Annotated in this window: 14 protein-coding genes; 6 read left to right on the forward strand and 8 right to left on the reverse strand. The window is 71.0% G+C overall.

The genetic code is table 11. From position 1 onward, the window contains the following. Positions 1-6 precede the first annotated feature (6 nt). The 8 genes from CLV40_RS37965 to CLV40_RS12760 form a co-directional block, all read right to left on the reverse strand. On the reverse strand, positions 7-1512 hold the full coding sequence (locus CLV40_RS37965; RefSeq protein WP_104479094.1) for a hypothetical protein: 1506 nt from the start codon (positions 1510-1512) through the stop codon (positions 7-9). 139 nt (positions 1513-1651) lie between these two features. Continuing rightward, entirely contained in the window at positions 1652-2203 is a 552-nt protein-coding gene (locus CLV40_RS12730; protein WP_104479095.1) for a DUF3558 family protein, read from the reverse strand. A gap of 161 nt (positions 2204-2364) precedes the next feature. Next, positions 2365-3141 carry a phosphate ABC transporter ATP-binding protein PstB gene (gene pstB / locus CLV40_RS12735; RefSeq protein WP_104479096.1) on the reverse strand — a complete coding sequence of 259 codons (777 nt, stop codon included), beginning with the start codon at positions 3139-3141 and terminating at the stop codon, positions 2365-2367. A 7-nt stretch (positions 3142-3148) separates the two neighbouring features. Continuing rightward, the gene (gene pstA, locus CLV40_RS12740) at positions 3149-4063 is read right to left on the reverse strand and encodes a phosphate ABC transporter permease PstA (protein WP_104479097.1); all 915 of its coding nucleotides are present in this window, start codon (positions 4061-4063) and stop codon (positions 3149-3151) included. Continuing rightward, positions 4060-5133 (reverse strand): phosphate ABC transporter permease subunit PstC, encoded by a 1074-nt coding sequence (gene pstC / locus CLV40_RS12745; protein ID WP_104479098.1) that lies wholly within the window; start codon positions 5131-5133, stop codon positions 4060-4062. The genes pstA and pstC overlap by 4 nt, the downstream gene beginning before the upstream one ends. A 30-nt stretch (positions 5134-5163) precedes the next feature. Further along, on the reverse strand, positions 5164-6297 hold the full coding sequence (pstS, locus tag CLV40_RS12750) for a phosphate ABC transporter substrate-binding protein PstS (protein WP_104479099.1): 1134 nt from the start codon (positions 6295-6297) through the stop codon (positions 5164-5166). A gap of 205 nt (positions 6298-6502) precedes the next feature. Then, the gene (mshD, locus tag CLV40_RS12755) at positions 6503-7408 is read right to left on the reverse strand and encodes a mycothiol synthase (RefSeq protein WP_104479100.1); all 906 of its coding nucleotides are present in this window, start codon (positions 7406-7408) and stop codon (positions 6503-6505) included. A gap of 14 nt (positions 7409-7422) precedes the next feature. Further along, positions 7423-8148, reverse strand: coding sequence for a winged helix-turn-helix domain-containing protein (locus CLV40_RS12760; RefSeq protein WP_104479101.1), 726 nt, complete (start codon positions 8146-8148; stop codon positions 7423-7425). Between the two features lie 391 nt (positions 8149-8539). On the opposite strand from CLV40_RS12760, the gene CLV40_RS12765 reads away from it, so the two are divergent. The 6 genes from CLV40_RS12765 (at position 8540) to CLV40_RS12790 (ending at position 12588) form a co-directional block, all read left to right on the forward strand. Next, a complete protein-coding gene (locus CLV40_RS12765) occupies positions 8540-9433 on the forward strand; it encodes an LmeA family phospholipid-binding protein (protein WP_104479102.1) in 894 nt (297 codons plus the stop codon). Positions 9434-9437: 4 nt separating this feature from the next. Next, the gene (locus CLV40_RS12770; RefSeq protein ID WP_104479103.1) at positions 9438-9851 is read left to right on the forward strand and encodes a thioredoxin family protein; all 414 of its coding nucleotides are present in this window, start codon (positions 9438-9440) and stop codon (positions 9849-9851) included. A 270-nt stretch (positions 9852-10121) separates the two neighbouring features. Continuing rightward, entirely contained in the window at positions 10122-10568 is a 447-nt protein-coding gene (locus CLV40_RS12775) for a DUF4395 domain-containing protein (protein WP_245931288.1), read from the forward strand. After that, positions 10565-11404, forward strand: a complete 840-nt coding sequence (locus CLV40_RS12780; protein ID WP_104479105.1) for a sulfurtransferase — start codon at positions 10565-10567, stop codon at positions 11402-11404. Before CLV40_RS12775 ends, CLV40_RS12780 begins: the two co-directional genes overlap by 4 nt. A gap of 38 nt (positions 11405-11442) precedes the next feature. Beyond that, positions 11443-11748 (forward strand): DUF1416 domain-containing protein, encoded by a 306-nt coding sequence (locus tag CLV40_RS12785; RefSeq protein WP_104479106.1) that lies wholly within the window; start codon positions 11443-11445, stop codon positions 11746-11748. Positions 11749-11955: 207 nt separating this feature from the next. Continuing rightward, positions 11956-12588, forward strand: coding sequence for a heme-binding beta-barrel domain-containing protein (locus CLV40_RS12790; protein ID WP_104479107.1), 633 nt, complete (start codon positions 11956-11958; stop codon positions 12586-12588). Positions 12589-12599: the final 11 nt, after the last annotated feature.

Raw genomic sequence — 12599 nt, forward strand, 5'->3', positions numbered from 1 at the left:
CGAGCGCTATCCGCCGATCACCGGTGGCGCGGTCATCTCGTCCGTGCCGAACACGTCGTCGGGGTCGGCCTCGATCAGGTACGACGGACGCTGGTGCTCCTCGTCCTCACCGCCCTGACCGCCGTGGCCACCGCCGCCACCCATACCGCCCATGCCCGAGCCACCACGACCCGCCGCACCCGCTCCGCCGACGCCGCCACGACCCATCGCGGCCTGCTCGGCAGCCAGGGCTCCGACGCCCGCACCAGCACCGAGGGCGCCCGGAGGACGAGAACCGAAGCCACCACCGGCTCCGGCGCCACTCGCGCCACCACCACCGCCGTAGCTACCACCACCGCCGCCACCACCGGGACCGCCGATACCGCGACCGCCGCCGAAGCCACTCCGCTCACGCAGCGTGTCGCCGCCGAAGGGGCCGCCACCGCCACCGAGAGGAGCGAGGCCGGGCAGGCCCGGGTTGCCGGGGCCGCCACCGCCGGGCGGCGGGGTGCCGGGCGGGTTGGGGTACGGGTTCTGGATGGGCGGCGTGGGGCCGGGTCCGGGCCAGTTGCCGGGGTTCGTGCCGTTGCCGCCGGGGATGTTCACGCCACCGCCCGGGTTGATGCCGCCCCCGTTGCCGGCGCCACCACCGCCGCCGCCACCACCGCCACCGCCGTCGTTGGGCCGGACCACGCCCCCGCCGCCGTTGTTGCCGCCGCCGCCGCGCGTGGGGTCGCCGCCACCGGTGTACTGGCCGCCGTCGCTGTTGCCGTTGACGGCGACCTCGCGCTTGGTCACCTTGGCGTCGCCGGTGTCGCCGTCATCCGGACCGTCCGGCGGGGTCTCACCGCTGCCCATCGTCGGCGGAGCCGCGAAGGCGGGCATCACGGCGGTGCCGCCCAGCTGGCTGTCGTACGTGCCCACCACCTGGACCGCCTCAGCGTGCGCGGCCTGGCTCTTCTCGTACTGCTCCTGGTACTGGGCCTGCTTGAGGTACGCCGTCATCGGGTCCCACGTGTTCATCAGGTCCTTGTTGGCGGCCTCGAGGTCGAACTTCACCTCTTCGGGCATGTCGTTCTTGGCCTGGCTCAGCGCGGTCGACTGGAGCTTGGTCTGCGCGCCCGCCAGCGTCGCGCTGTCACCGGCCGCGCCCACCCAGTTGCCCACGCCCAGCATGAACGTGCGGGCGTTCTCGCTGGCCTTGCCCTTCCAGTCGGCCTCGCTGTTGGTGACCGCCTTGGAGACCTCGTCGCGGAACTGGGACATGGCCGTGCCCGCGTCCGAGTAGAGCTGGCCCATCTCATCGATCTGGTCCGGATCGATGTCCTCGTTGACCATGCGCTTCAGCTCGTCGTGTTCGAATCGCGCGTAGTTGGTGCACTGCATCGGGGGCGAGTCGCGGGTGTCGACCTGCGGGGTCAACGCGTTCACCTGCACACCGAGCGCGGTGCGCTGCACGATGCGGTTGATGTTGCCGAACCAGGTGTCGACCAGCCCACCGTAGTGCTCGTCCCCCTGCGCGGTGTCGACCATGACTCACACCCTCCAGCGCCACCCTGGCGGTTACCCGACCTCGCCGCCGCACGCCGAACCGTACCAACCCGACGTGCGAACCGTCCCGACTACGACGCAACCGGACCGCGACGGTTCCCGTGAGCCGGTCACCGGGCGGTCAGGGGATGACCGGCTCCACCAGCTTCGCCGCGGCCAGCGCGGACTCGCACAGCTCCTCCGCGACCTTCTCGCCCGCCGCGCGCACGTCCACCCGGGTGTCGTCACCGACCGCGAGGGCCACCGCGCAGCCCTTGCCGCCGCCCGCGATGAACTGGGCGGCCTCGTGCGCGCCGACCTTGAGGTACTCGACCGGCCGCTCGGTGGTGATCCGGTCCAGGCCGCGGTCGCGCCACACCTCGGCGGTGATCGTGTAGCTGTCGGCGACCGTGCCCTTGTCGACCTTCCACTCGCACGAGCGGCTGTCCGCGGTCCGCCCCGGCTTCCCGGCGGCGGCGATGCCCAGCGACTTCGACGCGGCGTCGGCGAGCAGGTCGCACGGTTGCAGCTGGCTCAGCTCGGGCGCCCCGCTCGACCCGGTCACCTCCGGCCCGGCGGGCGCCGGGTGCTCACCCGGGACCGCGACCGCCGTCCCCGCCGTCTGGTTCGCGCAGGCGGAACCGCCCAGCACGACCGCCGCCACCGCCGAGACCAGTCCCAGCGCGCGTCTCACGTCGCCAACTCCTCAGTGCCAACCCCGACCAGCCAGCCCCGACCACCCGGCACCGTACCAACGCGCGCCGGACGGGGTACGCGTTGTGGCGCAAGCGGAAGGTCCACAACGCGAAGGTCCCCCGTCCGGCGCACCGGACGGGGGACCTCAGCGTGGTTCGATCAGCCGAAGCGGCCCGAGATGTAGTCCTCGGTGGCCTTCTGGCTGGGGTTGGAGAAGATCCGCTCGGTGTCGTCGAGCTCGATCAGCCGACCCGGCTGGCCGACGCCCGCCAGGTTGAAGAACGCCGTCTGGTCGCTGACCCGGGCGGCCTGCTGCATGTTGTGCGTCACGATGACGATCGTGTAGTCCTTCTTCAGCTCCTGGATCAGGTCCTCGATCGCCAGCGTGGAGATCGGGTCCAGGGCCGAGCAGGGCTCGTCCATCAGCAGCACGTCCGGCTGCACGGCGATGGCCCGGGCGATGCAGAGCCGCTGCTGCTGACCGCCGGAGAGCCCGCCGCCGGGCCGGTTGAGCCGGTCCTTGACCTCGGCCCACAGGTTCGCGCCGCGCAGCGCCCGCTCGGCGACCTCGTCGAGCTTCTTGCGGTCCCGCTCACCGGCCAGCTTCAGCCCCGCGACGACGTTGTCGCGGATGGACATGGTGGGGAACGGGTTGGGGCGCTGGAACACCATGCCGATGGTCCGCCGGACCGACACCGGGTCGACGGTGGTGGCGTAGATGTCCTCGCCGTCGAGCAGCACCTTGCCCTCGGCGCGGGCGCCGGGGATGACCTCGTGCATGCGGTTGAGCGAGCGCAGCACGGTCGACTTGCCGCAACCCGACGGGCCGATGAACGCGGTGACGTTGCGCGGCGGCACCGCCAGCGACACCCCGTCGACGGCGTGGAACTTGCCGTAGAAGAGGTTCAGGTCCTTGACATCAATGCGCTTGGCCATGGCTCGCCTACTTCGTCGTCTTCAGTGAGGTCAGCCGCGAGATCAGCGATCCCAGCAGGTTGAAGATGGTGATGATGATGATCAGCGTGACGGCCGCGCCCCAGACCCGGGCCTCGCCGACGTCGTTGGTGGTCAACCGCTCGGAGGTCATCAGCAGCGGCAACGAGGACATGTTGCCCGCGAACGGGTCGTAGTTGATGAAGGTCGTGTAGCCGACCAGCACCAGTACGGGGGCCGTCTCACCCATGACGCGCGCGATGGCCAGCGAGATGCCGGTGATGATGCCGGACAGCGCGGTCGGGATGACGATCTTGACGATGGTCTTCCACTTGGGGATGCCCAGCGCGTAGGCGGCCTCGCGCAGCTCGTCGGGGACGATCTTGAGCAGTTCCTCGGTGGTGCGCACGACCACGGGGATCATCAGCAGCACCAGGGCCAGCGACACCGCGAAGGCGCTGCGCGGCAGGCCGAAGGTGGTCACCCACAGCGCGTAGATGAACAGCGCGGCGACGATCGACGGGACACCCGAGAGGATGTCCACGGTGAACGTCACGGCCTTGGCCAGCCGGGAGCGCTTGCCGTACTCCACCAGGTACACCGCGACCAGGATCGCGATCGGCACGGCGATGACCGCGCAGACCAGCCCCTGGTAGAGGGTGCCGATGATGGCGTGGTAGACGCCGCCGCCGTGCTGGCGCGAGGTCAGACCGGCCAGCGACTTCTGCCACCAGTCGGCCGAGATGACGTGCTCGAGGCCCCTCTCCAGGACCGTGATGAGCAGCCAGACCAGCGGCGCGAGCGCGAGCACGAACGTTCCGCCGACCAGGATGGTGGCGAACCGGTTCTTGAACCGGCGGTTGGCGCTGATCTCCTGGAAGGCGGGCGGCGATGCGGGCCGGTCCAGGTCGGTCGCCGTGCTCATTCGTACTCCTTGTGGCCGGCGATGATGGACCGGGCGAACGCGTTGACGATGAAGGTCAGCACGAACAGCACGAGACCCGCCGCGATGTAGGCACCGGCGCCGCGCGGGTCGTTGAACTCCTGCGCCGCGCGGGCGATCTTCGAGGCGATGGTGTCGCCGCCGTCGAACAGCGTCCAGCCGAAGTGCGAGGTGGTGGAGCTCAGGATGATCATCACGGCGATGGTCTCGCCGAGCGCGCGGCCGAGGCCGAGCATGGAGGCGCTGATGTAGCCCGCGCGGCCGAAGGGCAGCACGGTGGTCCGCACGACCTCCCACTTGGTCGCGCCCAGCGCCAGCGCGCCCTCGATCTGCATCGGGGGCGTGCGGTCGAACACCTCGCGGCTGATCGCGGTGATGATCGGCAGCAGCATGACCGCGAGCACGATGCCCGCGGTGAAGATCGTCTGACCGATGGCCAGGTCGGAGCTGCCCTTGGCGAACAGCGGGATCCAGCCCAGCGTGTCGTTGAGCCACTCGCTGATCGGCGACAGCGCCGGGGCCAGCACGTAGGCGCCCCAGAGGCCGTAGATGATCGAGGGGACCGCGGCGAGCAGGTCGACCAGGTAGGCGAACGGCTTGGCCAGCCTGCGCGGGGCGTACTGGGTGAGGAACAGCGCGATGCCCAGCGAGATCGGCATCGCGATGATCAGCGCGAACACCGAGCTGAAGATGGTGACCAGGAGCAGGTCGAGCACACCGAAGGCGAGGGCGCCGGGTTCGGCGTTCCAGTCCCGGCTGAACAGGAAGCTGGCCTGGTTGTCGGCCAGCGAGGGGATCGCCTGGATCAGCAGGAAGATGCCGATCAGGGCGATCATGACGACCACGAAGCCGCCGGAACCGACGGTCAGCGCCTTGAAGATCTTGTCACCTGGTCGGGTGACAACCTTGGCGGGTGCGGTGGGGTCCCCACCCGTCCGCTGGGGAGTGGAAGAAATCGGGGCCTCCGGTGCGGTGTCGGTCGCCGCGCCGTTCCGCGGGCCCCTGGCTAAGCCAGGGGCCGCGGAACGTCCGACCGAGTCGGAATCGCTCATCTCGCTCGGGCTCGCAGTCTGCCGGATCGGTTAGGAGATCGCCTTGACGGCGGTGAGCAGCTTCTCCTGGAACTCGTTCGGCAGCGGGACGTAGCCCGCGTCCGACAGCGTCTGCTGGCCGTCGGTGGCGGCCACGGTCAGGAACGCCTTGACCGCCTTGGCGGTGTCGGCGTCGTAGCCCTTCGAGCAGACGATCTCGTAGGTGGCCAGGACCAGCGGGTAGGCGCCCGCGGTGTTGCTGGCGTAGAGCGCGTCGAGGTCGAGCACCAGGTCGTTGCCGGTGCCCTTGACCTTGGCCGACTTGATCGCGGCGGCCGCGGAGTCGGCGGAGAGCTCGACGGCGCCCGAGCCGCTGTCCAGCTTGGCCGCGCTCAGCTTCTTGTCCTGGATGTAGGACCACTCGATGTAGCCGATGGTGCCGTCACCGGCGTTGATCGCGTCCGCGACACCGGCCGAGCCCTGCGCACCCTGGCCGACGCCACCGTTGAACTTCTTGCCCGCGTCCTTGGTCCACGCGCCCTTGCCCGCGGCCTTCAGGAACTTCTGGAAGTTGTCGGTGGTGCCCGACTCGTCGCCGCGGTAGATGACCGTGATGGCCTTGTCCGGCAGCGTCGCGTCCTTGTTGACCTCGGCGATGGCCGGGTCGTTCCACTTGGTGATCGCGCCGCTGAAGATCTTGGCGGCCAGCTCGCCGGTGACGGTGAGGTCCTTGACGTCGCCGACCTTGTACGCGACGCCGACCGGGCCGAAGACCAGCGGCAGGTTCCACGCCGGGTTCCCCTTGCAGCGCTCGGCGGCCTTGTCGACCTCGCCCTTGTCCTTGTTCAGCGCGGAGTCGGAACCGCCGATGTCGACGATGCCCGCGGTGAACTGCTTCACGCCCGCGCCGGAGCCCGAGGCGGTGTAGGCGAGCTGGGCGCCCTGGCACTTCTGGCCGTAGGCGGCGACGAACGCCTCGATGGCACCCTTCTGGGCGCTCGAGCCCTCGGCCACCAGGCTCTTCTTGCCGCCGCAGTCGACCTGAGCCGAGCCGGTGGGCGCGGGAGCCCCGGTGTTGGTGTTGCCCCCGCTGGCAGGCGCGTTGTTGTCGCTCCCGCACGCGGTGAGCGCGAGGGCGCCCGCGGCGATGATGCCGAGCACGGACGCCGGCCGCTTGCTGATCACAGTGATTCCTCCAGGCAGGAGTCTGCTGAGTTCGCGACGTACCCTACGTCCGCCGCCTCGCCCGGCACGCTAGGCAGCACTGATGGACGGATGCCCTTATAGGGGTTAACGCAGGGTGAACACGGCCGTTTTTGTGTCGGTTGCGATCCCGCCGACTCCTGCTCGTGGCCTTGCCGTGACCTGTGTGTTTGCCGTCCGTAACGGATCAGCTGCCGTGCGCGTCTGCACGTGCATACTGGATGTCGGCGTCCGAACGGGTGAAACCCATTCGGCCGTATACCGCAACAGCGGGTGCGTTGTCGGACTCCACGTAAAGGATGACGGTCAAGAGCCCGAGTGACCTCAAATGGGTTAGTCCGACCAGCGTCAGGGCCTTGCCCAGACCGCCGCCCTGCGCGCGCGGGTCGACGCCGACGACGTACACCTCGCCCACCGCATCGGGCCCCCGACCGTGGACCTTGGTCCAGTGGAAGCCGAGGACCTCGTCCCGCTCGTCGACTGCCAGGAACAACCCGGCCGGGTCGAACCACGGCTCCGCCTCGGTCGCCTCGACGTCGGCCACGGTCAGCGCGCCCTGCTCGGGGTGCCAGTCGAAGGCCCGCCGGTTGACCTCGACCAGGGCGGCCTCGTCGCGCCCCGGCTCGAAGGCGCGCACCCGCACACCCGCGGGCCAGGTTGGCTCCGGGAGGGTGGCGACGGCCAGGTCCAGGCGCATGGTCAGCAGCTCGCGGACGCGGCCCAGCCCGTGCCGGGCCGCGATGCGCGCGGCCCCCGCGTGGTCGCCGTGCGCCCAGAAGCGGACACCGGCCGCGGCCCGCGCCAGCACCGCCTCGACCAGCCGCCCGCCGACACCGCGGCGGCGGGCGTCCGGGCGGACCAGGACCTCGGCGACCTGGCGGCCGAAGGCGTCGCCGTCGGTGTCCAGGTGCGCGTACCCGACGAGTTCGACGCCGTCGGTGGCCAGCAGGTGCTCACCACCGCGGAACTCGCGGGCCAGCGGGCCGTCGGCGGGTACCTCGGGGCGGCCGTCGACCTCGGCGACGGCGCGCAGCAGCGGACGGATCTCGGTGACGGCGCCCGGGCTGTCGGGTCGCCAGGTCAGGTCGGTCACCTGACCGAACCTACCTACCGCGCGTCGACCGGGTGAGTGGTGTCCACATCCGCGTCGCGGCGGGTCCCGGACTTGGGCGGCTGGACGAACTTGTAGCCGACGTTGCGCACGGTGCCGATCAGCTGCTCGTGCTCGGCGCCGAGCTTGGCCCGCAGGCGCCGGACGTGCACGTCCACGGTCCGGGTGCCGCCGAAGAAGTCGTAGCCCCAGACCTCCTGCAGCAGCTGCGCCCGGGTGAACACCCGGCCCGCGTGCTGGGCGAGGTACTTGAGCAGCTCGAACTCCTTGTAGGTGAGGTCGAGCGGGCGCCCGCGCAGCCGGGCCATGTAGGTGGCTTCGTCGACGACCAGCTCGCCGAGCCGCAGCGCGCCGTCGGCGGCGACACCGGCCGGGCCGCGCGAGGTGAGCAGCCGCAGCCGGGCGTCGACCTCGGCCGGGCCCGCGGTGGGCAGCAGGATCTCGTCGATGCGCCAGTCGCTGGTGATCGCCACCAGGCCGCCCTCGTTGACCACGGCGACCACGGGGGCGCTGTCCCCGCCGGTGGTCAGCAGCCTGCACAGGCCCTTGGCCGCGGCCAGGTCGGTGCGCGCGTCCACGACGACCGCGTCCCGCGCGCCCGCCTCCAGCAGCGCGGTGACCTCGGGGGCCTGGACGCGTACGGTGTGCGGTAGCAGCATCAGCGACGGGACCACGGCGGACGGGTCCGGGTCGGCGGTCAGCAGCAGCAGGTCGAGGCTCATCGTGAGTCCGCCTCTCTCGTGCGTGTCCGCGCCGCGGCGTTGGGGTGCGGCCCCCGGTTCGGGGGTGGCGATTTCGGCTGGTCGAAACCCTAGCCCGCGGGTCGGGGGAATGTCGCCGCCGTGACGTCGGCGTCACAGCCTCTGCGGCCGCCCTCGGGTGTTCCCCCGCAGCTCAGCAGGGGTGCGTTACGTCCCGGTTAATCCCGTGTCCACCTGCCGGTTGGGCCGCTGGACGCAACTGCGCCACCCGTTCGGACGTCCTGGTGCCGGGGGTTGAGATCATCGACCCGCGTGCCTCCGGTGCGCAGGGGGTAGGTACTTGGGTGCCGACCGGCGCCACCGCGCCGGGGGGCGCCAGACTGCACAGGGTTGACACAAGACGGGTGGCGGGATGACGACCATGACGAACTCCGGGACGAACTCGGGCGGGCCGTCCGCAGCGCCCCGCCGCCGGTCGAAGGCCGTGCGCAGGCTGGTCATCAGCCTGGTGGTGCTGCTGGCGCTGCTGGTCGCCGCGGACTTCGGCGCGGCCGCCGTGTTCGAGCACGAGGTGTCCAAGCGGGCGCAGCAGCAGTTCGACCTGCGCGACCACCCGTCGGTCAAGGTCGGCGGCTTCTCGTTCCTGCTGCAGGCCGTCTCCGGCGAGTACGACCTGGTGACCATCGACGCCAAGGGCGTGCCGGTGAAGGACACCCTGCGCGACCTCGACGTGCACGCCGAGCTGCGCGGCGTGCAGGCGCCGCTGGGCGACCTGGTCGGCGGCTCGCTGTCGTCGGTCCCGGTGCGCGAGGTGGAGGGCCAGGTCCGGATCAAGGCCGCGGACGTCAACCGGGCCATCCAGGAGAACTCCAACGACGTGGTCAAGTCCATCACCAACCTGACCATCGACCCGGTGAAGAAGTCCTCGGTGAACACCGCGCCCGCCCCGGGCGAGGAGACCGAGGAGGACGCCAGCGAGATCGCCGACCAGGAGGGCACCACCGCGGGCGTCAAGCTGTGCGGCACGGTCGCCATCGCGGGCCAGGACGTGCAGCTGTGCGTGTTCTCCATCGTCTCGCTGGTCGACGGCAGCGTGGACATCGCGCCGAAGCGGCTGGAGGTGCGCTCCGGCGGCGCCGACCAGAAGCTGCCCAAGATCATCCAGGACCAGGTGCTCAAGCTCTTCGCCCGCCGCCTGGACCCGGGCAACCTGCCGTTCAAGGTCACCCCGACCGCGATCACCGTGGAGCCGGGCGAGCTCGCGGTGAAGGGCAAGGCCGAGAACGTCGTGCTGGGCCGGAGCTGACCCCGTGACCGGCCTCTACGTCGCGCTCGGCACGCTGCTGGTGGCCGCGGTGGTCGGCAGGCTGGTGCGGCTGCGCGACGGCCGGAACCGCCGGGCGCGCGCCGCCGCGCTCCCCGAGGACGTCCGCCGGGTGCTCGACCCGGCGGACGGGGTGACCCTGGTGCAGCTGTCGTCCCAGTTCTGCGGCACCTGCCACCAGGCCAAGGCCCTGCTGACCGACCTGGCCGCGGGCACCGCCGGGCTGGGCTACGCCGACATCGACCTCACCGACCGGCCCGAGCTGGCCAAGGAACTCGCCGTGCTGCGCACCCCGACCACGCTGGCCGTCGCGGCCGACGGGATGGAGCTGCTGCGCGTCGGCGGCGTCCCGAAACGTGAAGACCTGCTCACCGCGCTGCGCCCGCACCTGAGCGCTTGATCGGGGTGTGACCTGCGCCAACGCGGCGCGCAAGTGGCGGTGTCGGCGTCCCACCAAATGGGCACGCCCTCTCAGCGCCGCCGTCGCGGCGGGTACGCTCGCGCCCGTGTCCAGCTTCCTGACCAGGCGCCGCGCGGTGGACTTCTGCCGCGTGCGCAGCAGCCTGTGTCGGGGCACCTGACCGGGCGGCCCGCTTCGGCCCGTCGCCCGACCGGACCCCACGCCCGTGTCCTGGTCAGGAGGCCACCCCAGTTGTCCACCACCCCACCGGTGCCCCCGCGCGCGAGCGTGGACCCCCGGGGCCCCCGTTTCGCCGCCTGGGTGACCAGCGCCGTGCTGGTCGCGGTGCTGGCCACCGGCTGGTGGCCGCTGCTCGCGGCGCAGGCCCTGGTGTTCGCCGTCGGCGCGTTCGCCGGGCTCCGGTACGCCCCGTACGCGGCGCTGTTCCGGGTTCTGGTCGCGCCCCGGCTCGCCCCCACCGACGAGCGCGAGGACGCCGCCCCGGTGCGCTTCGCCCAGGGCGTCGGGTTCGGGTTCGCCGTGGTCGGCGCGCTCGGCTACGCCTTCGACGTGCCCGCGCTCGGCCTCGTGGCCACCGCGTTCGCCCTCGCCGCCGCGTTCCTCAACGCCGCCTTCGGCTTCTGCCTCGGCTGCGAGACCTATGTGCTGCTCAACCGTTTGTCCATCATCAAACCGAAAGTGGGAACCGCCCGATGAGCCGTGAAGACGTGCTGGTTTCGGCCGCGTGGGCCGAGGAGAACCTCAACGCCGACGGGGTGGTGTTCGTCGAGGTCGACGAGGACACCAGCGCCTACGACACCGGTCACATCCCGGGCGCCATCAAGGTCGACTGGCGGCAGGACCTGCAGGACCCGGTGCGCCGCGACTTCGTCGACCGCGCGGGCTTCGAGAAGCTGCTCTCCGCGCGCGGCATCGGCAACGACGACCTCGTGGTCCTCTACGGCGGCAACAACAACTGGTTCGCCGCGTACGCGTACTGGTACTTCAAGCTCTACGGCCACCAGTCGGTCAAGCTGCTCGACGGCGGCCGCAAGAAGTGGGAGCTCGACGGCCGCCCGCTGAGCGCCGACGCGGTCGAGCGCGCCACCACCAGCTACACCGCCCAGGAGCAGGACCTGTCGCTGCGCGCGTTCCGCGACGACGCGGTGGCCGCGATCAACACCAAGAACCTGGTCGACGTGCGCTCCCCCGACGAGTTCTCCGGCAAGCTCGCCGCCCCGGCGCACCTGCCGCAGGAGCAGGCGCAGGTCAAGGGCCACATCCCGACCGCGATCAACGTGCCGTGGAGCAAGGCGGCCAACGAGGACGGCACCTTCAAGTCCAACGACGAGCTGCGCGAGCTGTACCAGGAGGCGGGCCTCGACGAGGGCAAGGCGACCATCGCCTACTGCCGCATCGGCGAGCGCTCCTCGCACACCTGGTTCGCCCTGCACGAGCTGCTCGGCTACAGCGACGTGAAGAACTACGACGGCTCGTGGACCGAGTACGGCTCCCTGGTCGGCGTCCCCGTCGAGGTCGGCGCCCAGAACTGAGTCCGGTCCGCCCCAGCAACCACACGAAGGGAATCACCATGAGCTCCTGTGGAGCCCCCGAGCAGGGAACCGCGCTGCCCGCCACCGTGGACGCGGGCAAGGAGACCGTCCTCAACGGCAAGGTCACCCGCGCAGGCGAGCCGGTCGGCGGTGCGTTCGTGCGGCTGCTGGACGGCACCGGCGAGTTCACCGCCGAGGTCGTGTCCTCCGCCGAGGGCGACTTCCGGTTCTTCGCCGCCCCGGGTGACTGGACGGTCCGGGCGCTGCACCGCGACGGCAACGGCGAGACCAAGGTCAGCGCGAGCGGCCCCGGTCTGCACGAGGTCGCCGTCTCGGTCGGCTGACGATCGGTACGTGAAGAGGCCCCGGGATCCGTCCCCGGGGCCTCTTCGCGTACCGGGGTGGGAGCAGCGTCATGCGTTGCCGCGCGCGCCCCCGCGTTATCCTCTGCGGGTGGAAATCTTCTTCACCTCGCTCCTGGTGCTCATGGGTCTGTTGACCACCTGGTTCGCCGGGTACGTCCTGTACCGCCTCTACGCTGACCAGCGGTAATGGCCGAGAGCCCCGTACCCGGCAGCGGCGACGCGGCCATCCAGGCCGCGGAGAAGCGAGCTGAGGCCACCCGGCACCGCAACGTGCCGCAGTTCGACGACCTGCCCATCCCGGCCGACACCGCGAACCTGCGCGAGGGCCCGAACCTCAACGACGCCTGCCTGGCACTCCTGCCGCTGGTAGGCGTCTGGCGCGGTGAGGGCGAGGTGGTCTACCCGACCATCGACGGCCCGGTGAAGTTCGGCCAGCAGCTCACCTTCGCCCACGACGGCCGCCCGTTCCTCGCCTACGAGTCGCGCGCCTGGCTGCTCGACGACGAAGGCAAGGTCATCCGCCCGGCCGCCCGCGAGGTGGGCTGGTGGCGACCGCAGGAGGACGACACCATCGAGGTCCTGCTGGTGCACGCCACCGGCATCTCGGAGATCTTCTACGGCGCCCCGCGCAACTCGACGTCGTGGGAACTGGACACCGACGTGGTCACCCGCACGGGCTCGGCGAAGGAGGTCAACGCCGCCAAGCGCCTCTACGGCCTGGTCAACAACGGCGACCTGGCCTACGTCGAGGAGCGGGCGATGGTCGGCCAGGAACTCCAGCCCCACACCTCGGCGTACCTGCGCCGCGTGGTCGGCTGAGCCGAGCCCGC

The sequence above is a fragment of the Actinokineospora auranticolor genome (assembly GCF_002934265.1).
Lineage (GTDB): Bacteria > Actinomycetota > Actinomycetes > Mycobacteriales > Pseudonocardiaceae > Actinokineospora > Actinokineospora auranticolor.

Bases quoted from the DNA above. Each gene is read 5' to 3' on its own strand.
- CLV40_RS37965 (WP_104479094.1), bottom strand. From the start codon at position 1,512: ATGGTCGACACCGCGCAGGGGGACGAGCACTACGGTGGGCTGGTCGAC.
- pstB (WP_104479096.1), bottom strand. From the start codon at position 3,141: ATGGCCAAGCGCATTGATGTCAAGGACCTGAACCTCTTCTACGGCAAG.
- pstA (WP_104479097.1), bottom strand. From the start codon at position 4,063: ATGAGCACGGCGACCGACCTGGACCGGCCCGCATCGCCGCCCGCCTTC.
- pstC (WP_104479098.1), bottom strand. From the start codon at position 5,133: ATGAGCGATTCCGACTCGGTCGGACGTTCCGCGGCCCCTGGCTTAGCC.
- CLV40_RS12760 (WP_104479101.1), bottom strand. From the start codon at position 8,148: ATGAGCCTCGACCTGCTGCTGCTGACCGCCGACCCGGACCCGTCCGCC.
- CLV40_RS12765 (WP_104479102.1), top strand. From the start codon at position 8,540: ATGACGACCATGACGAACTCCGGGACGAACTCGGGCGGGCCGTCCGCA.
- CLV40_RS12780 (WP_104479105.1), top strand. From the start codon at position 10,565: ATGAGCCGTGAAGACGTGCTGGTTTCGGCCGCGTGGGCCGAGGAGAAC.
- CLV40_RS12785 (WP_104479106.1), top strand. From the start codon at position 11,443: ATGAGCTCCTGTGGAGCCCCCGAGCAGGGAACCGCGCTGCCCGCCACC.
- CLV40_RS12790 (WP_104479107.1), top strand. From the start codon at position 11,956: ATGGCCGAGAGCCCCGTACCCGGCAGCGGCGACGCGGCCATCCAGGCC.